The organism is Delftia sp. WSY_12, assembly GCF_043104645.1.
Classification (GTDB): domain Bacteria; phylum Pseudomonadota; class Gammaproteobacteria; order Burkholderiales; family Burkholderiaceae_C; genus Comamonas; species Comamonas tsuruhatensis.
This window is the reverse complement of sequence record NZ_JBICKW010000028.1, coordinates 1-24,307: the sequence shown is the minus strand read 5'-3', so window position 1 is coordinate 24,307 and position 24,307 is coordinate 1. Positions and strand designations below refer to the sequence as shown.

General features: G+C 68.1%; 23 protein-coding genes. 13 read left to right on the top strand and 10 right to left on the bottom strand.

The window, feature by feature from the left end; all coding sequences use genetic code 11:
* The first annotated feature begins 58 nt into the window (after positions 1-58).
* The 4 genes from ACF8LI_RS17560 (at position 59) to ACF8LI_RS17545 (ending at position 4,044) form a co-directional block, all read left to right on the top strand.
* Complete coding sequence (locus tag ACF8LI_RS17560; RefSeq protein WP_392413594.1) at positions 59-796, top strand: helix-turn-helix transcriptional regulator; 738 nt, start codon at positions 59-61, stop codon at positions 794-796.
* Between the two features lie 25 nt (positions 797-821).
* Positions 822-1,190: a DUF2946 family protein gene (locus ACF8LI_RS17555; protein ID WP_392413593.1), complete on the top strand. Its 369-nt coding sequence runs from the start codon at positions 822-824 to the stop codon at positions 1,188-1,190.
* A 123-nt stretch (positions 1,191-1,313) separates the two neighbouring features.
* Entirely contained in the window at positions 1,314-1,979 is a 666-nt protein-coding gene (locus tag ACF8LI_RS17550) for an SCO family protein (RefSeq protein WP_034367807.1), read from the top strand.
* 226 nt (positions 1,980-2,205) lie between these two features.
* A complete protein-coding gene (locus ACF8LI_RS17545) occupies positions 2,206-4,044 on the top strand; it encodes a diguanylate cyclase domain-containing protein (protein ID WP_047325975.1) in 1,839 nt (612 codons plus the stop codon).
* 181 nt (positions 4,045-4,225) lie between these two features.
* On the opposite strand, the gene ACF8LI_RS17540 is transcribed toward ACF8LI_RS17545, so the two are convergent.
* The 4 genes from ACF8LI_RS17540 to ACF8LI_RS17525 form a co-directional block, all read right to left on the bottom strand.
* Positions 4,226-4,375, bottom strand: coding sequence for a hypothetical protein (locus ACF8LI_RS17540; RefSeq protein WP_392413590.1), 150 nt, complete (start codon positions 4,373-4,375; stop codon positions 4,226-4,228).
* Between the two features lie 2 nt (positions 4,376-4,377).
* Positions 4,378-4,902 (bottom strand): hypothetical protein, encoded by a 525-nt coding sequence (locus ACF8LI_RS17535; protein WP_392413588.1) that lies wholly within the window; start codon positions 4,900-4,902, stop codon positions 4,378-4,380.
* Between the two features lie 248 nt (positions 4,903-5,150).
* On the bottom strand, positions 5,151-5,918 hold the full coding sequence (locus tag ACF8LI_RS17530) for a hypothetical protein (RefSeq protein WP_047468000.1): 768 nt from the start codon (positions 5,916-5,918) through the stop codon (positions 5,151-5,153).
* A gap of 22 nt (positions 5,919-5,940) precedes the next feature.
* Entirely contained in the window at positions 5,941-6,405 is a 465-nt protein-coding gene (locus tag ACF8LI_RS17525) for a low molecular weight protein-tyrosine-phosphatase (RefSeq protein ID WP_209803437.1), read from the bottom strand.
* A gap of 73 nt (positions 6,406-6,478) precedes the next feature.
* Here ACF8LI_RS17525 and ACF8LI_RS17520 point away from each other — a divergent pair, with 73 nt between their 5' ends.
* Both ACF8LI_RS17520 and ACF8LI_RS17515 read left to right on the top strand, forming a co-directional pair.
* A complete protein-coding gene (locus ACF8LI_RS17520; protein WP_016450067.1) occupies positions 6,479-6,739 on the top strand; it encodes a hypothetical protein in 261 nt (86 codons plus the stop codon).
* A 307-nt stretch (positions 6,740-7,046) separates the two neighbouring features.
* Entirely contained in the window at positions 7,047-7,796 is a 750-nt protein-coding gene (locus ACF8LI_RS17515) for a hypothetical protein (RefSeq protein ID WP_392413584.1), read from the top strand.
* 41 nt (positions 7,797-7,837) lie between these two features.
* On the opposite strand, the gene nirD is transcribed toward ACF8LI_RS17515, so the two are convergent.
* The 3 genes from nirD to ACF8LI_RS17500 all read right to left on the bottom strand — a co-directional run bounded on the left by nirD (position 7,838) and on the right by ACF8LI_RS17500 (position 11,977).
* A complete protein-coding gene (gene nirD / locus ACF8LI_RS17510) occupies positions 7,838-8,179 on the bottom strand; it encodes a nitrite reductase small subunit NirD (protein WP_126312795.1) in 342 nt (113 codons plus the stop codon).
* Between the two features lie 32 nt (positions 8,180-8,211).
* Complete coding sequence (nirB, locus tag ACF8LI_RS17505) at positions 8,212-10,728, bottom strand: nitrite reductase large subunit NirB (protein WP_392413582.1); 2,517 nt, start codon at positions 10,726-10,728, stop codon at positions 8,212-8,214.
* Between the two features lie 241 nt (positions 10,729-10,969).
* The gene (locus ACF8LI_RS17500; protein WP_063327000.1) at positions 10,970-11,977 is read right to left on the bottom strand and encodes an AraC family transcriptional regulator; all 1,008 of its coding nucleotides are present in this window, start codon (positions 11,975-11,977) and stop codon (positions 10,970-10,972) included.
* A gap of 162 nt (positions 11,978-12,139) precedes the next feature.
* Here ACF8LI_RS17500 and ACF8LI_RS17495 point away from each other — a divergent pair, with 162 nt between their 5' ends.
* The 5 genes from ACF8LI_RS17495 to ACF8LI_RS17475 are packed head-to-tail and all read left to right on the top strand — an operon-like array spanning position 12,140 to position 17,165.
* Positions 12,140-12,988 (top strand): TauD/TfdA dioxygenase family protein, encoded by an 849-nt coding sequence (locus tag ACF8LI_RS17495; protein WP_392413580.1) that lies wholly within the window; start codon positions 12,140-12,142, stop codon positions 12,986-12,988.
* Positions 12,989-13,017: 29 nt separating this feature from the next.
* Positions 13,018-14,076, top strand: a complete 1,059-nt coding sequence (locus ACF8LI_RS17490; RefSeq protein WP_034390966.1) for a 3-keto-5-aminohexanoate cleavage protein — start codon at positions 13,018-13,020, stop codon at positions 14,074-14,076.
* 14 nt (positions 14,077-14,090) lie between these two features.
* Positions 14,091-15,059, top strand: coding sequence for a tripartite tricarboxylate transporter substrate binding protein (locus tag ACF8LI_RS17485; protein WP_013803809.1), 969 nt, complete (start codon positions 14,091-14,093; stop codon positions 15,057-15,059).
* Between the two features lie 39 nt (positions 15,060-15,098).
* On the top strand, positions 15,099-16,070 hold the full coding sequence (locus ACF8LI_RS17480) for a quinone oxidoreductase family protein (RefSeq protein ID WP_392413577.1): 972 nt from the start codon (positions 15,099-15,101) through the stop codon (positions 16,068-16,070).
* A 12-nt stretch (positions 16,071-16,082) separates the two neighbouring features.
* The gene (locus ACF8LI_RS17475; protein WP_392413575.1) at positions 16,083-17,165 is read left to right on the top strand and encodes an AraC family transcriptional regulator; all 1,083 of its coding nucleotides are present in this window, start codon (positions 16,083-16,085) and stop codon (positions 17,163-17,165) included.
* Between the two features lie 4 nt (positions 17,166-17,169).
* Here ACF8LI_RS17475 and ACF8LI_RS17470 read toward each other — a convergent pair whose 3' ends face one another.
* Genes ACF8LI_RS17470 through ACF8LI_RS17460 form a run of 3 tightly spaced genes read right to left on the bottom strand, consistent with a single transcriptional unit; the run spans position 17,170 to position 20,120 of the window.
* Positions 17,170-18,228 (bottom strand): 3-keto-5-aminohexanoate cleavage protein, encoded by a 1,059-nt coding sequence (locus ACF8LI_RS17470; RefSeq protein WP_192367044.1) that lies wholly within the window; start codon positions 18,226-18,228, stop codon positions 17,170-17,172.
* A gap of 57 nt (positions 18,229-18,285) precedes the next feature.
* Entirely contained in the window at positions 18,286-19,131 is an 846-nt protein-coding gene (locus ACF8LI_RS17465) for a TauD/TfdA family dioxygenase (protein WP_099734467.1), read from the bottom strand.
* A gap of 20 nt (positions 19,132-19,151) precedes the next feature.
* Positions 19,152-20,120 carry a Bug family tripartite tricarboxylate transporter substrate binding protein gene (locus tag ACF8LI_RS17460; RefSeq protein ID WP_392413573.1) on the bottom strand — a complete coding sequence of 323 codons (969 nt, stop codon included), beginning with the start codon at positions 20,118-20,120 and terminating at the stop codon, positions 19,152-19,154.
* A gap of 246 nt (positions 20,121-20,366) precedes the next feature.
* On the opposite strand from ACF8LI_RS17460, the gene ACF8LI_RS17455 reads away from it, so the two are divergent.
* Together ACF8LI_RS17455 and ACF8LI_RS17450 are read left to right on the top strand one after the other, a co-directional pair.
* The gene (locus tag ACF8LI_RS17455) at positions 20,367-21,587 is read left to right on the top strand and encodes a porin (protein WP_392413571.1); all 1,221 of its coding nucleotides are present in this window, start codon (positions 20,367-20,369) and stop codon (positions 21,585-21,587) included.
* Between the two features lie 62 nt (positions 21,588-21,649).
* Positions 21,650-24,184 (top strand): ABC transporter permease, encoded by a 2,535-nt coding sequence (locus ACF8LI_RS17450; RefSeq protein WP_088166315.1) that lies wholly within the window; start codon positions 21,650-21,652, stop codon positions 24,182-24,184.
* Positions 24,185-24,307 lie beyond the last annotated feature (123 nt).

The following is a 24,307-nucleotide window of genomic DNA, read 5'->3' as shown; positions in this document are numbered from 1 at the left end:
CCCATGGTCCCTGCATCGCTGCCATTCAATGGCTGTCAATTGCGCCATGATGCCGGCCATGAAACCGCGCACGCTGCCCGCCCGTCTGTCCCGGCTTGACGCCCTTTCCCAGCGCCTGTCCGATGGCGCCGTGCACGGCGTGGCGGCGCTGTCCGAGGAACTGGGCGTCAGCCAGCGCACGCTGGCGCGCGACCTGTCGTTGCTCAGGCAGCAGGGCTGGGAGCTGGACAGCTCCTCGGGCAGGGGCGGCGGTGTCCGCGTGGTCCATCGCTGGCCCTCCGGCCGCGTGACCCTGCGGGGTGACGACGCACTGGAGCTGCTGATGTCCCTGGCGCTGTCGGAAGCCCTGGGCCTGTCGCTGGCGGGGCGTCATGGCGAACTGCGCCGCCAGTTCGCGCGCTGCTTTGCGCCGGCCGATCGCGCAGATATCGCGCAACTGCGCCAGCGCATCCGCGTGGCCTCGCCGGTGTCCGTCGAAGTCCAGGCTTCGCGGCGCGAGCGTGCGCAGGGCGTGGAGGCGCGCGCCAGCGTCTACCAGGCATTTGCACAGCAATGGATGCTGGCCTTGACCTACCTGGACGGACGCCAGCGCCGCAGCGAGCGCGTGGTGGAGCCGCAATGTCTGCTGCTGGCCTGGCCGTTCTGGTACCTGCTGGCCTGGGACTGCGAGCGCGAGGGCGTGCGCACCTTCCGGCTGGACCGCATCGTGCAGGCGCGTCGCGGCGGACAGCGCTTTCAGGTGCGCGACCCGGCCGGGTTTTGGGCCGCCTGCGACGAGGTCGGCGTGGCCCTGTGACGGCCTGCCCCCATAATCCCCAGCCATGCAAGCCCTGCGCGACTCCGTCCCACTGGCCCGCCTGGTCATGGCGTGGTTCGCGCTGACGCTGGGCCTGGCCATTGCATCGCCCCTGGTGCACCCCCAGGCCATGGAGCTGGTCTGCACGGCTGGCGGCAGCGTCAGGCTGGTCGTGGTCAACGGTGAAGAAGGACAGGCGGTGTCTGCCCAGCATTCGCTGGACTGCCCTCTGTGCCTGGCGGTGACGCCGCCGCCGGCGCATGTCCCTCCCTCCTGGGCGCAACTGCAGCCGATGGGCCGCGCGCTGCAGCCCATCGTCTCTGCCCGCATTGCCTCCCTGGTCGGCGCGCCGCTGCCGCCGCGCGGGCCTCCCTTGTTGCTGTTGATCGCCTGAGCCCTTGGCTGCTTGCAGCGCTGTCCCGCGCTGTCTGGCCGCTGGCCTGTCTCAGAACATTGCCGCACCTGCCGGGCGCAGCCTTGGCGGTGCGGCTTCGCCAAGATTCCACGCAGGGATGCCATGTTCCGTTTCGATTGCCATGCGGCGCCGCAGCGCGCCGCCGATTTTTCTTCGACCCTCCCATCCGTTGCTTCCGTCGCCCTGTCTCGCCGTGCCTGCCTTGGCGGCGGCCTGGCCGCACTGGCGCTGCTGGCCGGCTGCAAGCCCGCCGCCGTACCGTTCAAGGGCATAGACCTGACCGGCGCCCAGTACGGCCGGGACTTCCGCCTGCGCGATGCCGATGGCCGCGAGCGCACGCTGGCCGACTTCAAGGGCCAGGCCCTGATGGTCTTTTTCGGCTTCACCCAATGCCCCGATGTCTGCCCCACGGCGCTGACGCGCGCCCTGGAAATACGCCAGCTGCTGGGACCCGATGGCCAGCGCCTGGCCGTGGCCTTCATCACTATCGACCCCGAGCGCGATACGCCCGAGGTGCTCAAGGCCTATGTGGGCGCCTTCGATCCCGGCTTTGTCGCGCTGCGCGGTGACGAGGCGCAGACGGCCGAGGTCGCCAGGGAATTCAAGGTCTTCTACAAGAAGGTGCCCACGGGTGCGTCCTACACCATGGACCACTCGGCCATCACCTATGTCTTCGATCCCGAGGGCCGGCTGCGCGTGGCGTTCCGCCATGAGCAGGACGCGCAGGACTGCGCGGCCGACCTGCGGCAGATCCTGCAGGCTGCATGACGGCTCTGCACTTTCTCAGGTGGCCGGCGCAACAGGCCTTTGCGCAGCGGCCCCCGCCCTGGCCCAGGCAGCGACCATTCTTGCGGAGGTGAAGGTACGCCAGCGGCGCGAGCGCCGTTGCCATCGGTCAAAACCTTGTCTGGATCGTCCCGTCCTTGTGCTAAAAATGTGCGGCTCCATCCACCCGGACGCTCATCCAGCCAGACGGAAAGGGACACCCGGCGCCATGAAGACGCTTCTTTCTGACAAGGTGCTGCGGCGCCTGGTGCTTGGCAACCTGCTGGTCGCCGGCCTGCTGGGCCTGGCCACCTGGCTGAGCCTGCGCGCCAACCACCAGGCCGACCTGGACCTGGGCGTGGCTGTCACCCAGAACCAGGCCCGCAGCCTGAGCCTGGAGCTGACGGCCGAGATGCGGCTGGTGGACAACGCCCTGGCCACCGTGGCAGGCCGCTACCGCAGCCGGGGCCTGGACGGCGACGATGTGGCGGCCCTCGCCCTCTATGAAATCCTGCAGGAGCAGCGTGCCCTGCTGCCCTTTGTCACCGCGCTGCGCGTGACCGACGCCAAGGGCCAGGTGCTGCTGACGGCCAACGAGGAAGAGCCACCGTTTTCCGTGGCCGACCGCAGCTACTTCGAGCGCGCGCGCCACTCCGACCGCATGGTGATCTCCGATCCGCTGGTCAGCCATTCCTTCAACAAATGGGCCATCGTGATGGCACGCCGGCTGCAGTCCGGGGACGGGGATTTCAAGGGCATCGTCTATGCCGTGGTCTCGGCCACGCATTTCCAGTCGCTGTTTCGTCGCCAGGCCTTCGGGCCCGACAGCGCCATTGCGCTGCGCTCGGACAAGGACCTGCTGGTGGCCCGCTACTCGGCGGCCGATCCGTGGTCGGTGGCCGGCATTGGCGGCTCTGCGGTCTCCAGCGAGTACCACCATGCCCTGGCCGGCAACCGGGACAGCGGCTGGTACATCACGCCCACGGTGATGGACGACGTGGAGCGCATCACGGCCTACCAGCGGCTGGCCGGCTATCCCCTGACCGTCTTCACGGGCCTGGGCACACAAAGCTACCTGGCCGCATGGCGTGCTTCGGCCTGGCGCGCCTGGGCACTCACGGGTCTCAGCATGGCACTGATCGCGCTGGGTTCGGTCAGCCTCTACCTGCTGCAGCAGCGCGAGCGCGTGGCGCGCATCCGGCTTGCCGAGCTGCTGCGCCAGCAGGAACTGTTCATGGACAACGACCTCATCGGCATCGCCCGCCTGCGCGAGCGCCGGCTGCTGTGGACCAACCAGGCCCTGCAGCGCATGCTCAAGCGCCCGGCCGGCGAGCTGCAGGGCACCTCGGCGCGCATCCTCTACCCGGATGAGGAAACCTATGAACGCTCCGGCGAGCTGGCCTATGGCGCACTGCGCTCCAGCGGCAAATGCCATGCCCAGATGCAGCTGAAGACCAGCGATGGCAGCCTGCTCTGGGTCGATGTCAGCGGCGCAGGCCTGGCCGACGGCGAATCGATCTGGGTCTTCGTGGACATAGACGCGCTCAAGCGTGACGAGCAAGCCGCGCAGCACCAGGCGCTGCACGACGTGCTGACCGGACTGGCCAACCGCCGCGCACTGCAGGCCCGGCTGCAGCGCCAACTGGCCCAGGCCTGCGGACCGGGGCAACTGGCCGTCTGCTTCATGGATCTGGACGGCTTCAAGCAGATCAACGATACCGAAGGCCACGATGCCGGCGACGAAGTGCTGCGCATCGTCGCCCGCCGCCTCACCACCCAGGCCCGCGAAACCGACTGCGTGGCCCGCATGGGTGGAGACGAATTCGTGCTGCTGCTGGGCGAACTGGCCTCGGCCAACGACGCCCTTCAGGCCATGCAGCGCTGCCTGGCCTCCATCTGCCAGCCCATCCGCCTGGAAAACGGTGCCACCGTCCAGGTCGGCGCCAGCATCGGTATCGCCCTCAATGCCGCCCGGGAAAACACCACCCAGCTGCTGCAGCGCGCCGACGAGGCCATGTATGCGGCCAAGCGCGCGGGCAAGGGGAGGGTGGTGGTGGCGGGCGGGTAGGGACTTGGGGGCTATGCCGCCGTTGTGATTGCGGCAGTTGTCTGGGCGGAGGAGGCCGTGGGCTCAACAAGGCAAGGCCTTGAATGCCGAACCCAAAGTCATCGCCGGGGCGGTCACCAAAGGCCGGGCGGCAGACCCGGCCTTTTCTTTTCTTGCTTTCGCTTTTCAGCGCTCGGCCTCTTCAATCCATATCCGGATCCTCGTCGCAGCCCGAGCCATTGACGGAGCACATGGAGCCTATCTTGATTTTCCGCATGGGCTGCTTGGCCAGCCTTTCACAGCGCGACATTTGCTCGGCATACATATCGTCCATGTGCGTGCCATCAATCATGATCACCCCATTGCGAATGATGGGCTTTGCCTGACCATCGGCAAGGGCGAAGGCCATTTTTCTGAGATGAAAACTGGCAAGGGCCCAGGGCCCAGGGCCATGGCAATCCTGGTCATTTCAGGATCTGGAACGCGGCTTTTGGCCTGCGTCAGGCTGTCCATCTTTTCCATGAAAGCCCCGTCGTTCTGCGCGATCTGCCCCACCAGCTTGGTCATGCCCGCCTGATTGCGCTTTTTCACAAGATCCGCGATCTGGTCCTCCAGGCGTCTTGCCGCAGCGGCATCACCGAATGCAGCCAGAGAGGCAGATAGTGCATCGTTCTCGGCCGCCGATGCTCCGTTCGGCACACACAGTACAGCGCTCGCAGCCAGCAAGGCGGCCATGATCCGGCGAGTCCGGATTGGGCCTTGCGGTCGCAGGCGTCCTCCCAATGCAATGGTGTTCATGTTCTTTGAAGATGGATTGAAATGAAAAATCTCCATTGCACAGGTGCAGTGGAGAAGAATGGCTTGGGCGGGAATGGCCAAGCCGCCGAACTCTATCTCAATATGCGAATGGATAGCCAGGCATCAGCCAGTCAATTGCTTTGTCGCACCACCAGCTCATGACCCAGATCCAGGCTTGGCGATTCCCCGGCCTCTGCGCGCATCCATTGCAGCAGCATGCGCGCACCTTCGGTGCCCACGCGGCCAAGCGTGCGGGCAAGGGGCGGATTGTGGTGGCGGGTGGGGAGGGCTATGGAGGCCGTGGTGCCGGGGCAAGTGGGGCCGTGGGCTCAACAAGGCAAGACCTCGAATGCCGAGCCAAAAGACGACGCAAGGCCGTTGATGGCCCGTGTGCACACGCGTGCCCGGTTGAATGCGATGTCGCACAGCAGCGCGATGGCAAAGGCCAGATAGGCCATGTAGGCCAGGCCGATGTAGCTGCCAAACACAATGGTGTGCAGCCAGTCCTGTGCGAACAGATACAGCATGGCAGTCACCGCTGAGGCGGTCACCAGCACGATGGCGGGCAGTGCCAGCTGCAGCCCCGCCCGCCTGCGTCGCGCCGTCACGCCGGTCAGGGCCAGAAACACCAGCGCATTGGACGCAGTGAAGATCCTGAACTCCCGCAGCAGGCTGGCCGTGGTCTGGTGGTAGGCCGACTCGATGAATTCCACCAGCCGGGCGCGCATCTGGATCAGCGATGCCAGCTGGGTGGCTTGGCGCTGCTGCATGTAGACGGCATTGCGCTTGCGGCATTCGCAGTCAGCACGGCGCATGTCGGTCATGACCGAGGCCACCTTGTCGGGAATGCCTGCCTCGATCTCGCGCCGCACTGCGGCGATCTCGCTATCTGTCCTGCCAAGCGCTTTCTGGGCCAGGTCCGCCATGCGCGAGCCTGTCAGCGTGTCCAGCTGGGTGCCCAGCCTGTGCTCGATCTCGATGCGGATGATCTCCTTGCCCAGGTTCTCGACCAGCAATGGCGAGGAAAACGAGAGCACGAAGGCCGATCCGAACAGAACCGTGCCCACGATGCCGAAAACCAGGATGAGAGCCCGCATATCGTCGCAGTGCAGTGGCTTGTCAGCGCTTTTGCGGCGCCATGCCCAGCGTGGCCAGCAGCCCCCTGCAGCCGTCCTCCACCAGGTCCAGCACGTCCTCGAAACCCCGGTCGCCGCCGTAGTAGGGGTCGGGCACTTCGCGTGCGGAGTGCTCGGTGCAGAAGTCCGTCAGCCGCTGTACGCGGTGCCATTCGGACTCGGGGCAGATCCTGCGCGCGGCAGATTCGTTGGCGCCATCCATCACCAGCACCTGGTCGAATGCCATGAAGTCCTCGGCCCGCAGTTGCCGCGCGCGCTGCTGCGAGAGGTCATAGCCGCGCCGCGCGGCATGGGCCTGGGAGCGGCGGTCGGGTGCCTCGCCCACGTGGTAGCCGTGCGTGCCTGCAGAGTCCACTTCGATGCGGCCCGCCAGGCCCGCGTCGGCCACCATTTTCTCGAGCACGCCGTGGGCCGTGGGGCTGCGGCAGATGTTCCCTGTGCAGACCATGAGGATTCTTTTCCTCTTGGTGGCTGGCCTGCGGTCAGCTGACTGTTCCCGAATCTGTTCCATAAATCTCCCTGTGGGTAACGGGCTTCACGACATCTGGATGGCCTGCGATGCCCAGGCGCTCGCCGGCATTTTCCACGCCCCGCACCTGATCTTCCGGGCCGCCTATGCTGCGCCCATGGTGGAACTGCTTTGTTTCTGGATGGCCCGGGTGGGTGCGGCCCTGCTGGAGTTGCGGTTGCTGCGCAGCAGCGACGGCGGCTTCAGGGTGATGCTCATCACGGCGGCCATCGTGGTCATCGTGTGCCTGGCGTTGCTGTCCTTTCACGCCTGAGCCCGCAGTCCCGGGTACCGTCGTGCCGGTTGTCAGGGGTCCGCGCCATGGGCAGCTGCCGAACCCAATGCAGCGCCACCTCGCATTCCAGTGCGGATGCTTCGATCACGGCGCAGGCGAGGCATCAAACATGGGCGGCCGCTTTCCCGGCTCGGCACCCCCGAATGTCTCGGGCACGCAAAAGTGAACGACACGCTCCAGACATAAACGCTCGCCAGTCATTAATTGGCTGTGGATTTTTATTGATTAAATCAATCGAGATCCCTGAAATTTCCAGGATATATTTTTGACGTGTCTTCCAGAGACAATGGATTGGAATAGTTGCTTCATTGATTCTGTTTTTATCTTCATTCAGCCACTGAAGGAAAGATTGATGAGAATAAGACCTTTAGTTGCCAGCGTATGCCTTTCCTTCTCAGGCCTTGGATCTGCATGGGCAGATACCCAGTACACCTATGCGGGCGTCAACTACAACAACGCCCATGCGCCTTACACCACCGCCATGAGCATCAGCGGCTCAATGGTCCTGCCTGCGACCCTGCCGGCCAGCCAGACGGACATCGTCATCGGTCCGGGAACGTCCTACCCGATCAGCAGTTGGTCGTTCAGCGACGGCGTGAATACCTATACGCAGGCCAATGCGCAGATCCTGGCTGGTATTTCGATCGGTGATCCGCCGCGCTTCAAGGTTTCTACCGATGGCAGCGGCAATATCACTGCCTGGGACCTGGCGATGGTTTCACCTGCTGCGCCCCATGTCCCAGGCCAGCCGGTGGACGCTTTCAATATCGCCTCAGGCTCGGGGGACATTGCTGGTGACCATTCGGACACCACATGCGTCTTGTTGAATGGCAATGTGTGCAGCCAGGTGCTTGATGGTGGTACAGGATTCACTTTTTCGCCTGCCCAAGGCAGCTGGAGCATGCAACCCTACATTCCCCCGCAGCCCGGCCCGGTGGCGGTGCCGCTGCTGGGGTGGCCTGCGCTGCTGGCGCTGATGGGCGGCGTGGCCGGTCTTGCAGCGTGGCAACGGCGCAGGGATGGTGTGGGAAGCTAGGCACGCAGGACCTTCCTGCGCGGCTGTGCTCCGCACGAATCTCAATGCAGCGCCACCATCAACTGCCCGTTCTCGCTGCGCACCGCATGGGCGCGCACGGAATGCTCGGGCGCTTCCAGGCATTCGCCGGTGGACAGGTCGAAGTGGTGCTTGTAGATGGGCGAGGCGACGACGACGCGCTCGCCCAGGCTGCCGACCAGGCCGCGCGCGAGCACGCTGGCGCCGCAGCGCGGGTCCACGTTGTCTATGGCGTAGAAGCGGTCGTCGCCGATGCGAAAGACCGCCACATGGCGGCCCTGGATGAGGGCGCAGACGCCGGTGTCGGGGACGATGTCCTGGGTGGCGCAAACGGGCAGCCAGTGTTCTTGGGAGGCATGTGCCATGGCGGGTCCTTGTCGCGGGTCTCTAGGGGGTGTCAGGCCGTGGCCTCGCTGCGCTCCTCGGCGCGCGCCGGGCGGATCTGGCCGCGCTCCTGCACGAAGACGATGTGCTCGTCGGGCTGGTCGCTGTTGATGAAGCTGCGAAAGCGCTGGCGCACTTCGGGCGTGGTGATGGCGGTCTTCCACTCGCACTGGTAGGTGTCCACCACATGCTGCATCTGGGCCTCCAGTTCGGCGCCCAGGCCCAGGCTGTCGTTGACCACCACGTCCTTGAGGTAGTCCAGGCCGCCTTCCAGGTTTTCGCGCCAGGTGCTGGTGCGCTGCAGGCGGTCGGCCGTGCGCACGTAGAACATCAGGAAGCGGTCGATGAGCTGCAGCAGCCTGTCCTTGGACAGGTCGGAGGCGATCAGCTCGGCATGGCGCGGCTTCATGCCGCCGTTGCCGCAGACGTAGAGGTTCCAGCCCTTGTCGGTGGCGATCACGCCCACGTCCTTGCCCTGGGCCTCGGCGCATTCGCGCGTGCAGCCCGAGACGCCGAACTTGATCTTGTGCGGGGCGCGCAGGCCCTTGTAGCGGTTTTCCAGCTGCACGGCCAGGCCCACGCTGTCGTCCACGCCGTAGCGGCACCAGGTGGAGCCCACGCAGCTTTTGACGGTGCGCAGCGACTTGCCGTAGGCATGGCCGGACTCGAAGCCGGCCGCGATCAGCTCCTCCCAGATCAGCGGCAGCTGCTCCACGCGCGCGCCGAACAGGTCCACGCGGGCGCCGCCCGTGAGCTTGGTGTACAGGCCGTATTTCTTGGCCACCTGGCCGACGGCGATCAGGCCGTCCGGCGTGACCTCGCCGCCGGGCATGCGCGGCACCACGGAGTAGCTGCCGTCCTTCTGGATATTGCCCAGGTAGTAGTCGTTGCTGTCCTGCAGGCTGGCCAGCTGCGGCTGCAGCACGAACTCGTTCCAGCACGAGGCCAGGATGCTGGCTGCCAGCGGCTTGCAGACATCGCAGCCCAGGCCCTTGCCATGGCGGTGCAGCAGTTCGTCGAAGGTCTTGATGCCGCCCACGCGCACCAGGTGGTACAGCTCCTGGCGCGAGTGCGGGAAATGCTCGCAGACATGGTTGTTGACGGCCATGCCGCGCCGGGCCATCTCGGCCTTCATGACCTGGGTGGCCAGGGGCACGCAGCCGCCGCAGGTGGCGCCGGCCTGGGTGCAGGACTTGAGCTCGGCCATGGTGCAGGCGCCTTCGCCCACGGCCGCGCAGATCTGCGCCTTGGTGACGTTGTTGCACGAGCAGATCTGTGCCGTGTCGGGCAGGGCGTCCACGCCCAGGCCGGGCTTGGCCTTGCCGTCGCTGGAGGGCAGGATGAGGAACTCGGGCTCCTCGGGCAGGGCGATGCTGTTGAGCGTCATCTGCAGCAGCGTGCCGTACTCATCGGCATTGCCCACCAGCACGGCGCCCAGCAGCTGGCGGCCGTCCTCGCTGACCACGATCTTCTTGTAGACCTGCTTGCGCTCGTCGATGAACTGGTAGTTGCGGCTGCGCGGCGTCTTGCCCTGGGCGTCGCCGATGCTGGCCACATCCACGCCCATGAGCTTGAGCTTGGTGCTGAGATCGGCCCCGCCGAAGGCGGCCTCGGCCTCGCCTGCAATGTGGCGGGCCGCCACGCGCGCCATGTCGTAGCCGGGTGCCACCAGGCCGAAGGTCTGCTCGCGCCAGGAGGCGCATTCGCCAATGGCGTAGACGTTGCGGTCGCTGGTGCGGCAATGGTCGTCCACGGCCACGCCGCCGCGCGGGCCTATGGCCAGGGCGCATTGGCGCGCGATCTCGTCGCGCGGGCGGATGCCGGCGGAGAAGACGATCATGTCCGTCTCCAGGTGCGTGCCGTCGGCAAACACCATGCGGTGGCGTGCCGTGGCGCCGTCGGTGATCTCCAGCGTATTGCGGCCCGTGTGCACCTGCACGCCCAGGTCCTCGATCTTGCTGCGCAGCACGCGGCCGCCGCCGTCGTCCACCTGCACGGCCATCAGGCGCGGGGCGAACTCGACCACATGGGTCTCCAGGCCCAGGTCGCGCAGGGCCTTGGCGCATTCCAGGCCCAGCAGGCCGCCGCCCACCACCACGCCGGTTCTGGAGCGCGCGGCCGATGCCTGCATGGCCTCCAGGTCCTCGATGGTGCGGTAGACAAAGCAGTGCGGCCGGTCGCGCCCCGGCACGGGCGGCACGAAGGGCGCCGAGCCTGTGGCCAGCACCAGCTTGTCGTAGGGGATGATTTCGCCATCGGCCGTGGTCACGGTGCGCTCGCGCCGCTCCACGGCTGCCGCCCTGGCCGCCAGGCGCAGCGTGAAGCCGCTGGCCTCGAAGAAGCCGGGCGCCACCAGGCTCAGGTCCTCGGCGCTCTTGCCGGAGAAGAATTCCGACAGGTGAACACGGTCGTAGGCGGCGCGCGGCTCCTCGCACAGCACGGTGACGTTCGCGTCTGCCACGCCCAGGGCATGCAGCTGCTCGAGAAATTTGTGGCCTACCATGCCGTGGCCGATCACAACGATGTTCATCTGGCGTCCTGCGTTGCGCATCCAGTGTTTTGCGGGCCGCAGGCCAGGGCCAGCGGGTCAGGGCAGCCAATGCAAGTGCCGTGCCAGCACTGCGGCGCGGTGCCTGCCCGTGGTGCACGCTGTCTGGTGCGCAGACAGCGTGCACCGCAATGCGCCCGCCGCACCGTGCAGGGGCGGGGTGCGCCGTGGTGGTGCGTCAAGTGCGCCAAGTGCGCCAAGTGCGCCAGGAACGCCGGGTGCGTCAGGCGCGAGGCAGTCCCTGCGCGCGGCTGCGCCAGGCCTCGGGCGCGCAACCGAATTGCGCAGCGAACCAGCGCGTGAAGGCGCTGTGGCTGGCATAGCCGAGCATGGAAGCGATCTGGCCCACGCTGTAGTGGGGGTGGTCCAGGTAGCGCAGGGCCAGTTCGTGGCGCACTTCGGTCAGCAGCTCGCTGAAGCTCAGGCCTTCGCGGTCCAGTTCGCGCTGCAGCGTGCGCAGGCTGCGCCCCATGCCCTGGGCCACGCCTGCGCAGGTGGCGTTGCCCGAGGGCAGCAGCAGGTAGATGACCCGGCGCGCCTGGTGGCCCACGGAGGCGGCACGGTGGGCCGGCATGGCCTCCACCAGCCGCAGCGCATAGCGCGCCAGCGCGGGGTCGGCCAGCGGGTTGGGCTCGTCCAGGTCGGCGGCGCGGCAGGCGATGCCGTTGAACTCGGCGCCGAACGTGATGCGGCAGCGGAACATGCGGCGGTGCTCGGACAGGTCGGCCGGTGGCGCGTGGCTGAAGCTGACGCCCTGCGGCCGCCAGCGCTCGCGCAGCAATGCCTCGCACATGCGCCACAGCACGCCCATGGCCAGTTCCACGGACTGGCGCATGGCGCCGTGCAGGACGAAGTCCTCGCGCAGGATGACGATGCCCCCTGCATCCTCCAGGTGGATCAGCAGCGATTCGTTGACCAGGTGCATGTGCGCGACCAGCGTGTCCAGCGCATGGCGCAGCGTGGGCTGGTGCAGCAGCAGCAGGCTCACGGCGCCGAAGCTCGACAGCTGGCGGTGCCGGGCCATGCGCAGGCCCAGGGACTCGCAGCCCGTGGACTGGGCCGCGTCTTCCAGCAGGCGCGCGACGATGGCCACGTCGATCAGCTGGTCCTGCTCGCGCAGCAGCGCGGGCCGCAGGCCGGCCTGGCGCAGTGCCTTGTCGGGGTCGCCGCCCAGTTCGCGCATGACGTCCGAAAAATGGGTCAAGGCCGCCGCGCGCACCATGGTGACCATGCTTGCCCTCCTGTCAGTCCGTGGCCTGGTGGCACGAAATGCAAAGAGGATGGCATGGCTTGCATAGTCCGCGGAACCGGGTTTTCCTACATTGCAGAGACCGGCCCCACGCCGGGCGGACCGTGCCGCCACGGGCCTTCACAACAATGACAGGAGACAGGCATGCGCATAGAGCCCATGACATGCGCCATCGGCGCCGAATTGCTCGGCGTGCGGCTGGCCGACGCGGTGCGCGACGACGCGCTTTTCTCGGAGATCCGGGCGGCGCTGCTGCGCCACAAGGTGCTGTTCCTGCGCGACCAGGGCCTGGCGCGCGCCGAGCACGTGGCCTTTGCGCGGCGCTTCGGCGAGCTGGAGGACCATCCGGTGGCCGGCAGCGACCCCGAGCATCCGGGCCTGGTGCGCATCTACAGGACGCCCGAGCAGCCCAACGACCGCTACGAGAATTCCTGGCACTGCGACGCCACCTGGCGCGAGGCGCCGCCCATGGGCTGCGTGCTGCACTGCGTGGAATGCCCGCCCGTGGGCGGCGACACCCTGTGGGCCAACATGGCGCTGGCCTACGAACGCCTGCCGGACGCCGTCAAGGCGCTGATCGCGCCGCTGCGCGCGCGCCACAGCATCGAATGCAAGTTCGGTGCGGCCATGCCCATCGAAAGGCGGCTGGCGCTCAAGGCCCAGTACCCCGATGCCGAGCATCCCGTGGTCCGCACCCATCCCGAGACCGGCGAGAAGGTGCTGTTCGTGAACGGCTTCACCACGCATTTCACCAATTTCCATACGCCCGCCAATGTGCGCGTGGGCCAGGACTTCACGCAGGGCGCCTCCGGCCTGCTGCAGTACCTGATCGGCCAGGCTGCCATCCCCGAGTACCAGGTGCGCTGGCGCTGGCGGGCGGGCAGCGTGGCGATCTGGGACAACCGCGCCACCCAGCACTACGCGGCCATGGACTACCCGCCCAGCCACCGGAAGATGGAGCGCGCGGGCATCGTCGGCACGCCGACCTTCTGAACCACGATCACGACACAAGGAGACATGCCATGAATTTTCTCGACGGCCACCTGTTCCCCGAAAACCAGCAGCCCCTGATCATCACGGCCGCGCCCTATGCGCCCTCGTGGCTGCCCTCGGACTTTCCCGGCGAGATCGCCGTGACCATGGACGAGCAGATCCAGAAGGCCGTGGACTGCTACAACGCCGGCGCCACCGTGCTGCACCTGCATGTGCGCGAGCTGGATGGCAAAGGCAGCAAGCGTTTGTCGAAGTTCAACGAGCTGATCGCCGGCGTGCGTGCGCGTGTGCCCGAGATGATCATCCAGGTGGGCGGCTCGATCAGCTTTGCTCCCGAGACGGACGGCGCGGCCGCCAAGTGGCTGTCCGACGACACGCGCCACATGCTGGCCGAGCTGGAGCCCGTGCCCGACCAGGTCACGGTGACCATCAATACCTCGCAGATGAATTTCCTGGAGCAGTTCGATGCGCGCGACATACGCGGCACCTCCATGGAGGACCCGGCCGTCTTCAATGCCTACAGGGAGATGACCGTGCCCGCCCAGCCCGGCTGGGCCGAGGAGCACATCCGGCGCCTGTCGGCCGCCGGCATCCAGAGCGCCTTCCAGTGCTACAACATCAACAGCTTCGAGTCGGTGGAGCGGCTCATGCGCCGGGGCATCTACAAGGGCCCGCTGGTGATGAACTGGGTGGCGATTGGCGGCGGCATGGATGCGCCCAGCATCTACAGCCTGGCCAATTTCGTGCGTGCCGTGCCCGACGGCGCCGTGCTCACCGTGGAAAGCTCGGTGCTCAACGTGCTGCCCGTGAACATGATGGGCATTGCCATGGGCCTGCACGTGCGCTGCGGCACCGAGGACAACCTCTGGAACCAGCGCCGCACGGCCAAGATGGGCACGGTGGCGCAGATCGAGCAGCTGGTGCGCATCGCAGGCGAGTTCGGCCGCCCCATCGCCACGGCGCAGCAGGCGCGGGAGATCTGCCGGATCGGCCAGTTCTACGGCACCGTGGAAGAGACGCTGGCGGCCAACGGCTTCGCGCCCAACCGCAACGGCGCCCAGCAGGGATTTCTGCGCAAGGCCGCCTGAACCGGGAGCCCACGATGCAACGCATGCCCCCCTGGACTGCCATCGCCCTGGCCGCCTCGCTGCTGGCCGGTGGCGCCCACGCCTTCGGCGACAAGCCGGTCCGGCTCATCGTGCCGGCGCCGCCCGGCGGCACCATCGATGTGTTCGCGCGCATCATCAGCGACCAGCTGGCGCAGGAGATACGCCAGCCCGTCATCGTCGAGAACCGGCCCGGTGCCGGTGGCGCCATCGCCGTCAAGCACATGCTGTCCCAGCCGGCCGACGGCAGCACGCTGCTGGTGACGGTGACCAACATCCTCACCGAGGTGCCCCATGTGCTCAAGGTCGGCTTCGACCCCATGAAGGACGTGCGGCCCGTGGCGCAGATGGCGCGCTCGGTGATGCTGTTCATCGCCTCGCCGCAGTTTCCCGCGCGCGACGGGGCCGAGGCCATCGCCTACGTGAAGGCCCACCCGGGCACGCTGTCGTTCGCCTCGTACAGCCAGGGCACGGCCTCGCAGTACGCGGGTGCCATCCTCAACAGAAGGGCCCACCTGGACATGGAGCATGTGGCCTTCCCGGGCTCGGCGCCCGCGCTGGCCCAGGTCATGGGCAACCAGATCCCGCTGATGTTCGACGGATCGGTCACCTCCAAGCCGCTGATCGCTGGCGGCAAGGTCAGGCTGCTGGCCGTGGCCTACAAGAGCCGGCTGCCCGACTACCCGCAGGTGCCCACGCTGGCCGAGCTGGGCTATCCCGAGGTGGATTTCAGCAACTGGAGCGGCGTGTTCGCCTCGGCGCAGACGCCGCGCCCGCTGCTGGAGAAGATCCACGGCGCGCTGGCCCGGGTCAACGCCCGCAAGGCCGTGCGCGAACGCTATGCGGGCACGGGCTTCGAGCCCGTCGAAGGCGATCGCTCGCTGGAGCAGATGTCCACCGACCTGCGCACCGAGTTCGACCGCAATGCCGAGATCGTCCGGAACTTCGACATCCGGCTCAACTGATGCAGGGCGCCCCACCCAGGCGCTACACAAGGAGACTCCATGGCAAAGGCCATACGCTTTCATACCACCGGCGGCCCCGAGGTGCTCAGGCTGGAGCATGCCGAGGCCGGCGCGCCGGGACCCGGCCAGGCGCGCGTGCGCCACAGCTTCGTCGCCGTCAACTTCATCGACATCTATTTCCGCACGGGCCGCTATCCGCTGGCCCTGCCCAACGGCCTGGGCTCGGACGCCGTGGGCGTGGTCGAGGCCGTGGGGGAGGGCGTGACCGAAGTGCGGCCCGGCGACCGCGTGGGCTACCTGATGGGCCCGCAGGGCGCCTACAGCGATGTGCGCGTGATGCCGGCCGAGGTGCTGATCCCGCTGCCCGACGGCATCAGCGACCGCACGGCGGCCACGCTGATGATGAAGGGCATGACGGCGCAGTACCTGTTCCGCCAGGTCCATCCGCTGCAGGGGGGCGAGACCATCCTCTACCACGCGGCGGCCGGCGGCGTGGGGCTGATCGCCTGCCAGTGGGCGCGTGCCCTGGGCGTGACCATGATCGGCACGGTGAGCACCGACGAGAAGGCCGCCGCCGCGCGCGCCAACGGCTGCGCCCACGTCATCGTGACCTCGCGCGAGAACACCGTCGCTCGCGTGATGGAGATCACGGGCGGCAAGGGCGTGCCCGTGGTCTATGACTCGGTGGGCAAGGACACGCTCATGGATTCGCTGGACTGCCTGCAGCCGCGCGGCCGGCTGGTCAGCAACGGCACCTCGTCGGGCTCGGTGGTGGTGGACTCCCAGCTGCTGGCCTCCAAGGGATCGATCTGGATGACGCGGCCCGCGATGGTGCACTACATCCAGCCGCGCGCCCACATGCTGGAGATGGCGCGCGAGCTGTTCGACCATGTGCTGGCCGGGCGAATCGCCAGCGAGCCCCAGCAAAGCTTTGCGCTGGCCGATGCGGCCCAGGCGCACCAGGCGCTGGAGTCGCGCCGCACCACGGGCGCGACGGTGCTGATTCCCTGAAATGGACCTGTCATGCAGACCCCTGCGCTCCATGCCATCGGCACCGCGGCCGCAGGCCGCAGGCCCGTCACCTGCGGCCTTATCCGCAGTGCCAGCCTGCATGGCTACGCCGACCTGGTGAAAAGCCTGGGCCATGATCCCGCCGTCCTTGTGCGCGCGGCGGGACTGTCGGCGCGCCTGCTCGACGACCCGGAAACGCTGATTCCCATCCATGCCGTGCGCGAGCTGCTGGAGGTGGCCGCGCGCACCACGGGAACGCAGGATTTCGCGCTGCGCCTGGCGGCGCGGCGCAGCCTGTCCCACCTGGGCCCCATCAGCCTTGTGCTGCAGCAAGAGCCCACGCCGCGCCAGGCGCTGGACACGCTGTGCCGCTACCTCAAGCTGCTGAGTGCGGGCATGTTCGTACGCATCGAGGACGCGGGCTCCGGGGTGCTGGTGCGCCAGGACCTGGTGCCCATCGCGGGCATGGCCATGCGCCAGTCCATGGAGCTGGCGGTGGGCGTGATGTTTCGCGTGCTGCGCGAGCTGATCGGTGCCCAGTGGCGCCCGCAGCAGGTCAGCTTCGTACACCGCGCACCGGCCGATGCATCGGCCCACCGTGCCTTCTTCGGCGTAACCCCTTTGTTTGACCAGCCTTTCAACGGCATGGTCTGCCGCCTGGCGGATCTGCAACTGCTGCGCGAATGCGGCCAGGCGCAGGGCTCGGGCGTTGCGCGCTTTGCGCGAAGCCATCTGGAGCAGGCGCTGCGCAGCCGGGGCGAAGGCATGCAGGCGGCCTGCAGGGAGCTGATCATTGCACTGCTGCCGGGCGGCCGCTGTACGGCCCAGCAGGTGGCACGCCAGCTGGGAATGGACCGCCGCACGCTGCACCGCCGCCTGCTTGCGGAGGGGCAGACTTTCTTGTCGCTGCTCGACACCATCCGCAGGGAACTGGTGCTGCGCCATCTGCAAGACGGTGGCCAGCCCCTGGGCGAGGTGGCGGGCCTGCTGGGGTTTGCCGCGCCCAGCGGCTTTTGCCACTGGTTCCGGGCCGCTTTCGGCGCCAGCGTCTCGGACTGGCGCAGGCGGGGGCAGGGACGGGTTGGCGAGGCCTAGTGCGTCAGGCGGTCTTGCGCAGAAATCCCTGGTTGCCGCCGTTGCGGTTGGGCGCGAAGCCGTTGGCCGCCAATGTCTCTTCGGCGGTGTCGTAGAACACGCCAATCTTGCTGATGGCGCGCGCCTGTTGCGCCGTGGCGATGGGGCGGCCGAACTCGCGCGCGATGCGCACCAGTTGCTCGATCTGGGAGACCGTGCTGGCCTTGGCGCTGCGCGACTGGTTCCACAGGCAGTCCTCGGTGCCGCAGCGCACGTGCAGGCCCATGGCGATGCCCATCATGTTCACGGGCAGCACGTTGCGCACATTGCTTTCCACGGTGAGCACGGCGCCGTCGGGCACGGCGCGCACGAAGTGGGCCAGGCTGTAGATGCTGGGCGCGTCCATGCCGCCGCCGATCGCCACCCAGTTCATCACCAGCGGGCCCTTGTAGATGCCGCGGCGCATGAGCCGCTCCACGGACTCGAAGCTGTTGATGTTGTAGCACTGGAAGGCGCTCTGGATGCCGGCGGCCGACAGGCGCCGGATGTGCTCCTCGGCCCAGCCGGGCTGGGCGGGCACGGTCATCTCCTTGTAGGCGTCGAAGATGGCGGGCTTCTCGCGCGAGGTGCCCCTGAAGTCCGCGTCCTCGGCCTGCTCCGTCACGTTCATCTGCGAGGTATTGACGGTCACCGTGACCTGGTCGGGCACGGGCTCCAGCTCGGCCAGCATGTGGCGCGTGTCATCGGACAGCCACTTGGCGGCCGCGCCGTCCGTCTCGGGAGCAAAGCTGATCGATCCGCCCACCTGGATGATCATCTCGGGCACGCGCGCACGCACGCCGGCGATCAGCTCGTTGAACTTGGACAGGCGCTTGCTGCCTTTGCCATCCAGCTCGCGCACATGCAGGTGCAGCACGGTGGCGCCGGCGTTGTAGCAGTCCACGGCCTTCTGGATCTGCTCTTGCATGGTCACGGGAATGTCTTCGGGGAAATCGCCGGGCAGCCAGCCCGGCGCATAGGGGGCTGCCGTGATGATCAGGGGCTGCTGGTTTTCGGGGAACAGGTGGCCATCGAGAAAATTCATGGGACGCTCCGGTGGTTGGGGGTGAGGGGGGGGGTGTGAAAGAGTCTGTGCAGGGCCTCAGCGCGGGATGTCGCCGACGATGCCCGCGCGCTCCATGCGGCGGGGCGCCGGGTAGTAGTCGTTGAGCGCGTAGTGCTGGGTGCTGCGGTTGTCCCAGACGGCCACGTCGCCGGGCTTCCAGGACCAGCGCACCTGGTATTCGGGAATCGTGGCGCGGCTGATCAGGTAGTTCATCAGCAGCGCGGCGCCGGGCGCCTTGTCTATGCCGTGGCGCACGTTCTCGGGCGTGCTGTAGTTGACGAAGTGGGTGCTGAAGCCCGCGCCCACGAACAGCAGCTTCTCGCCGGTCTCGGGGTGGGTGCGCACCACGGGATGCTCCACGGGCGGGTGCTCGCTGGCCAGCCGCGCGCGCGCCTCGGGCGCCATCACGGCGCCGAAGGTGTGCTCTATGCCCGCCTTGGCGCGCAGGCCGTCGATGCTGCGCTTGATGCTCTCGGGCAGCTCCTCGTAGGCCTTGACCATGTTGACCCAGATGGTGTCGCCGCCGATCGGCGGGCACTCTATGCAGCGCAGCACCGCGCCCATGGCCGGGTTGGGGCGCCACAGGCCATCGCAGTGCCAGGTGTTTTCGTAGCTGTGCGGATCGTCGCTGCGGTAGATGCGCACCAGGCCAGGGTGCTCGGGATCGCTGCCTGCCACGGGATGGTCCTCCAGTGGGCCGAAGCGGCTGGCAAAGGCCACATGTTCGGCGCGCGTGATGTCTTGGTCCCGGAAGAACAGCACGCGATGGGTCAGCAGCGCGGCGCGGATGTCCGCGAACAGCGCGGCGTCGCGTGCGGCATCGCCGAGATGGACGCCGGAGATTTCGGCGCCGATGGCGGGGGTGATCTGTCGGATCTGCATGGTCGGTGTTTCCCTGGAAGTCAGTTCGCGGTGATCTGGTATTTCTTTACGATGCCGGCGTTGCGCTCGGACATCAGGCGTGTCTCGCGCTGCAGCGCGGCGGTGTCGGTGAGCACCTCGGGCTCCAGCCCCACGTCGGAGAGCTTTTGCTGCACGGCCGGCGCGCTGGCGGCTTTCCCGATGGCGGCGCGCAGGCGTTCCATGGTTTCGGAGGGCAGGCGGGCGGGCGCGATCAGGCCCACCCAGCCGCGAAACTGCAGCTCGGGGTAGCCGAGTTCGGCGGTGGTCGGCACCTGGGGCAGATGGCGCGAACGCCGTGGGCCGGAAAACGCGTAGGCACGCAGCTTGCCGGCCCTGATCAGGGGAACCGAGGTCAGCATGCCGTCGAACATGACGTCCACCTGGCCGCCCAGCAGGGCCTGCACGGCCGGGGGCGAGCCCGCGTAGCCCACGTGCTGCAGGTCCAGGCCCGCCTTGTCGCTGAGGATCAGGCCGGCGTAGTGCGACACGGTGCCGGGGCTGTAGCTGGCAAAGCTGGTCTGGCCTTTGCGTGCCTTGAGCTGCGCGAGCAGCTCCTGCAAGTCCTGGGCGGGCTGGCTGGCCGAGGCCACCAGCACCACGCCCGAGCGGGCCAGCGAGGCCAGGGGCACCAGGTCCTTGAGCGGATCGAAGGGCATCTTGATCACATGGGGGATCTCGGCCAGCAGATTGCTTGCGCCCACCAGCAGCGTCTGCCCATCGGCGGGCGCCTGCAGCAGGGTCTGCATGCCCAGCAGGCCGCCTGCGCCCGGGCGGTTGTCTATCACCACGGCCTGGCCTGTTTCAGACGCGAGCTGCTGGCCCACGACGCGCGCCACGATGTCCATGGTGCCGCCCGGCGGTGCGGGCACGATGAGCCTGAGCGGCTGGCGGCTCCAGGCCGTACCGGCGATGGCGATGGTGATGGCGCAGCCCGCGAGCAGCGTGGCGATGGCGTGGGGCAGTCTCATATCCATGTCTCCTTGTTCCGTGTTCTGGCATCCAGTATCGAAAGCCCGCTTTCCCGGGACTTGCCATTGGGGGACAGGCATTTGCCTTGTTGGGACAAATCCATGGCAACCCTGACCAGGGCAACCCGCGCATGTCGTGAATTGCAAAGCCGTTGGCATGAACTGCCAAGAAGCGGCGCGATGGCTTTCCTAGAGTCGATTCGTGGCGCAGGACCGCGCCAGCCCCACGACGAACAGGAGACCCCCATGCCCCGACTTCACCCCCATCCCTGCGGCCTGCACGCGCTGGGCCTGCTGTGTCTGGCAGGCGCGGCCGCCGCCCAGGCGCCCACCTCGGTCACGCTGTTCGGCGTGATGGACGCCGGCATCAGCCGCTACAGCGTGCGCAGCGATTCCTGGGACGCGGGCCCCGCGCGCTCGGCGCGGCAAAGCACCTGGGCGCTATCGCCCTCGGGCAACCTGGCCAGCCGCATCGGCATACGCGCCAGCGAAGACCTGGGCGGCGGCCTCATGGCCGGCCTGTGGCTGGAGGCGCCGGTGGCCAATGACACGGGCGGCGGCGCGCTCAACTTCGGGCGGCGCGCCACCATCAGCCTGTCCGGGCGCCTGGGCGAGCTGCGCATGGGGCGCGACCACACGCCTTCGTTTCTGAACGACTGGGCCTTCGACCCCTTCACCGTCAACGGCGTGGGCACCAACCTGATCGCCGTGGTCAACAGCAACCTGGCCATCGCCCGCGCGCTGGCCACGGGCGGCCTGCTGGGCGGCGGGCTGTCGGCGGGCACGGACACCTATCTGCGCGCAGGCAACTCCATCGGCTATTTCCTGCCGCCGGGCCTGGGCGGTGTCTATGGGCAGGCCATGTACGCCTTTCCCGAGAACAGCTCGAAGCGGGGGCGCTACGCGGGTGCCCGCATCGGCTGGGCCATGGGGGCGGCCGATGTGGCGCTGGGCTATGGCGAGAACACTCTGGGCACCTCGGGCGCCGGCGCGGAAAAGATCCGCTCGCTGAACCTGGGCGGCTCCTATGACTTCGGCCCGGTCAAGCTGTTTGGCGAATGGTCCGGCGTGCGCAACGAGCGGCGCGACGCCGGCACGCTGGCCGCCATCAACGACCGCTACCTGGGCGTGCTGGCCGGCGTGAACATCCCCGTGGGCCAGGGGGCGCTGCGCGCCTCCTATGCACGTGTGCAGTTCAGGAACGGCCAGGGTCTGGCCGACGGCGATTCCTCGGTGAACAAGCTCGCCCTGGGCTATGTGCACCCGCTGTCCAAACGCACGGCGCTGTACGCCACGGTGTCGCGCATCAGCGTGGGCAACGGGCGCAACAACCCGGGCGTAATGGGTGTGACGCCGCTGGTGGTCAGCAACCCGGCCATCCTGCCCCAGCCCGGCTACCTGACCACGGGCGGCATGCAGCCGGCCGGCGCGGTCGGGCTGGACCTGGGCCTGCGGCTGATGTTCTGAACGGCCGCGCCAATAGCCGTGGCGCCCGGGTGCCCATCTTCGCCTGCGCTAATCTGCGCGGCATGAATGGATCTTCTGCATGGACCCTGGGTTGGCGCACCCTGTGGCGCGACCTGCGCGCGGGCGAGTTGCGCCTGTTGATCGTCGCCGTGATGCTGGCCGTGGCCGCACTCAGCTCGGTGGGCTTTTTTGCCGACCGGCTGCAGGCGGGGCTGCAGCGCGATGCGCGCCAGCTGCTGGGCGGCGACGTGGTCGTGGTCGGCGACAACCCCACGGCGCCGGCCTTTGCCGAGCGCGCACGCGCCGAAGGGCTGCAGGCCCTGGAGACATCCAGCTTCCCGACCATGGCGCGCGCCAGCGATGCGCAAGGCGGCATGAGCCGCCTGGTGGCGCTCAAGAGCGTGCCCGAAGGTTATCCGCTGCGCGGCAGCCTGCGCGTGGCCGATGCCCCCGGCGCGGCCGACCGGGCCACGCGCGAGATACCGGCGCGGGGCGAGGCCTGGGTCGATGCGCCGCTGCTGGAGTCGCTGGGCATAGGCGTGGGGGACATGCTGCTGCTGGGCGACGCCCAACTGCGCGTGGCGCGCATCATCTCCATCGAGCCCGACCGGGGCGCAGGCTTCATGAACTTTGCGCCGCGCGTGATGATCACCTCCGCCGACCTTGCCGCCACAGGCCTGGTGCAGCCGGCCAGCCGCATCACCTACCGCCTGGCCGTGGCCGGCGCGGGTGATGGCTCCGAGCCGGCCGTGCAGCGCTACCGCGTCTGGGCCGAGCAGCAGGCCAAGGCGCCCGGCGTGCATGGCGTGCGCGTGGAGTCGCTGGACAGCGGCCGCCCCGAGATGCGCCAGACGCTGGACCGCGCCGAGAAATTCCTGAGCCTGGTCGCCCTGCTGGCGGCCCTGCTGTCGGCCGTGGCCGTGGCCCTGGCTGCGCGCGGCTTTGCCAACAGCCACCTCGACGCCTCGGCCATGCTGCGCGTGCTGGGCCAGAGCCAGCGGCGCATTGCAGGGGCCTATACGGTGGAGTTCGTGCTGGTCGGCCTGGCCTCCAGCGCCGCGGGCGTGCTGCTGGGCTGGGCCATCCACCATGTGTTCGTGCTGCTGCTGGCCGGGCTGGTGGAAACCGCCTTGCCCGCACCAGGCCTGTGGCCTGCGGCCTTCGGCGTGGGCATGGGGCTGACCCTGCTGCTGGCCTTTGGCCTGCCGCCCGTGCTGCAACTGGCGCGCGTGCCGCCGCTGCGCGTCATGCGCCGCGACCTGGGCGCGCTCAAGCCTGCCTCGGTGGTGGTGCTGGCCGTGGGCGTGGCCGGTTTTGCGGCCTTGCTGCTGGCGGCCAGCCGCGACATCAAGCTGGGCCTGATCGCCGTGGGCGGCTTTGCCGTGGCCGTGCTGCTGTTCGCGGCCCTGGGCTGGCTGGCCGTGCAGGTGCTGCGCCGCCTGGTGCACGAGAGCACGGCGCCGCGCTGGCTGGTTCTGGCCACGCGCCAGATCGCCGCGCGCCCCGCCTATGCCGTGGTGCAGATCAGCAGCCTGGCCGTGGGGCTGCTGGCGCTCATGCTGCTGGTGCTGCTGCGCACCGACCTCATCGGCAGCTGGCGCCAGGCCACTCCGGCCAATGCGCCCAACCGCTTCGTCATCAACGTGCAGCCCGAGCAGGCCGACGGTTTCCGCGCGGCGCTGGACAAGGCTGGCGTCACCTCCTATGACTGGTTCCCCATGATCCGGGGGCGTCTGGTCACCGTCAACGGCAAGCCGGTCAGCCCCGACGACTTCAGCGAAGACCGCGCCAAGCGCCTGGTGGACCGGGAGTTCAACCTCTCCACCACGGCGCAGGCGCCCGCACACAACCTGATCACGGCGGGCACCTGGACGCCTGGCGCCAAGGGCGAGATCAGCGTGGAGGACGGCATTGCCGAGACCCTGGGCCTCAAGCTGGGCGACACGCTGGGCTTCGACGTGGGCGGCGTGCCCAGCGAGGCGCGCATCACCAGCCTGCGCAAGGTGGACTGGGGATCGATGCGGGCCAACTTCTTCGTCATCTATCCCGTGGACCACCTGGACGACGTGGCCGTCAGCTACCTGGCCGCCTACCGCGCGCCCGACGTGGCGGGCTTCGACAACGCCCTGGTGCGCGAGTTTCCCAACATCACCAACGTGGACCTGAGCACCACGCTGGCCCAGGTGCAGCGCGTGCTGGACCAGGTGATACGCGCGGTGGAATTCCTCTTCGGCTTCACCCTGGCCGCCGGCCTGGTCGTGCTCTTCGCCGCCGTCACCGCCACGCGCGAGGAGCGTGCGCGCGAGTACGCCATCATGCGCGCCGTCGGTGCCCAGGCCCGGCTGCTGGCGCAGGTGCAGCGCGCCGAGCTGGCCGGCGTGGGCCTGCTGGCGGGTTTCCTGGCCAGCTGCGCGGCCGGTGCCGTGGGCTGGGCCCTGGCGCGCTGGGTGTTCGAGTTCAACTGGACCGTGCCTTGGTGGGCTCCGCTGGCGGGGGCTGTTGCCGGGGCCTTGCTGGCCTGGATGGCGGGGTGGTGGGCGTTGCGGGAGGTGTTGAGGAGGCCTGTGATGGATACGTTGAGGCAGGTGGCTGAGTAGTTTTGGGCCAGGTCCGGGCCTGGTTTTTGACCCTGCCGGGTGGTTGTTTTTCGAGGCCGGGTTTCGGCCCGGCGGCCGACTCCCTTTCTTATCGCGCGATAAGAAAGGAAGCAAAGAAGCGCG

Excerpts from the sequence above, each read along its gene's own strand:
- ACF8LI_RS17470 (WP_192367044.1), bottom strand. The coding sequence starts at position 18,228 with ATGAATTTTCTCGATGGCCACCTGTTCCCCGAAAACCAGCAGCCCCTG.
- ACF8LI_RS17540 (WP_392413590.1), bottom strand. The coding sequence starts at position 4,375 with ATGATTGATGGCACGCACATGGACGATATGTATGCCGAGCAAATGTCG.
- nirB (WP_392413582.1), bottom strand. The coding sequence starts at position 10,728 with ATGAACATCGTTGTGATCGGCCACGGCATGGTAGGCCACAAATTTCTC.
- ACF8LI_RS17515 (WP_392413584.1), top strand. The coding sequence starts at position 7,047 with ATGGATTGGAATAGTTGCTTCATTGATTCTGTTTTTATCTTCATTCAG.
- ACF8LI_RS17490 (WP_034390966.1), top strand. The coding sequence starts at position 13,018 with ATGAATTTTCTCGACGGCCACCTGTTCCCCGAAAACCAGCAGCCCCTG.
- ACF8LI_RS17525 (WP_209803437.1), bottom strand. The coding sequence starts at position 6,405 with ATGGTCTGCACAGGGAACATCTGCCGCAGCCCCACGGCCCACGGCGTG.
- ACF8LI_RS17475 (WP_392413575.1), top strand. The coding sequence starts at position 16,083 with ATGCAGACCCCTGCGCTCCATGCCATCGGCACCGCGGCCGCAGGCCGC.
- ACF8LI_RS17485 (WP_013803809.1), top strand. The coding sequence starts at position 14,091 with ATGCAACGCATGCCCCCCTGGACTGCCATCGCCCTGGCCGCCTCGCTG.
- ACF8LI_RS17455 (WP_392413571.1), top strand. The coding sequence starts at position 20,367 with ATGCCCCGACTTCACCCCCATCCCTGCGGCCTGCACGCGCTGGGCCTG.
- ACF8LI_RS17500 (WP_063327000.1), bottom strand. The coding sequence starts at position 11,977 with ATGGTCACCATGGTGCGCGCGGCGGCCTTGACCCATTTTTCGGACGTC.
- ACF8LI_RS17550 (WP_034367807.1), top strand. The coding sequence starts at position 1,314 with ATGTTCCGTTTCGATTGCCATGCGGCGCCGCAGCGCGCCGCCGATTTT.
- ACF8LI_RS17450 (WP_088166315.1), top strand. The coding sequence starts at position 21,650 with ATGAATGGATCTTCTGCATGGACCCTGGGTTGGCGCACCCTGTGGCGC.
- ACF8LI_RS17480 (WP_392413577.1), top strand. The coding sequence starts at position 15,099 with ATGGCAAAGGCCATACGCTTTCATACCACCGGCGGCCCCGAGGTGCTC.
- ACF8LI_RS17560 (WP_392413594.1), top strand. The coding sequence starts at position 59 with ATGAAACCGCGCACGCTGCCCGCCCGTCTGTCCCGGCTTGACGCCCTT.
- ACF8LI_RS17465 (WP_099734467.1), bottom strand. The coding sequence starts at position 19,131 with ATGCAGATCCGACAGATCACCCCCGCCATCGGCGCCGAAATCTCCGGC.
- ACF8LI_RS17545 (WP_047325975.1), top strand. The coding sequence starts at position 2,206 with ATGAAGACGCTTCTTTCTGACAAGGTGCTGCGGCGCCTGGTGCTTGGC.
- ACF8LI_RS17530 (WP_047468000.1), bottom strand. The coding sequence starts at position 5,918 with ATGCGGGCTCTCATCCTGGTTTTCGGCATCGTGGGCACGGTTCTGTTC.
- ACF8LI_RS17460 (WP_392413573.1), bottom strand. The coding sequence starts at position 20,120 with ATGAGACTGCCCCACGCCATCGCCACGCTGCTCGCGGGCTGCGCCATC.
- ACF8LI_RS17555 (WP_392413593.1), top strand. The coding sequence starts at position 822 with ATGCAAGCCCTGCGCGACTCCGTCCCACTGGCCCGCCTGGTCATGGCG.
- ACF8LI_RS17495 (WP_392413580.1), top strand. The coding sequence starts at position 12,140 with ATGCGCATAGAGCCCATGACATGCGCCATCGGCGCCGAATTGCTCGGC.
- nirD (WP_126312795.1), bottom strand. The coding sequence starts at position 8,179 with ATGGCACATGCCTCCCAAGAACACTGGCTGCCCGTTTGCGCCACCCAG.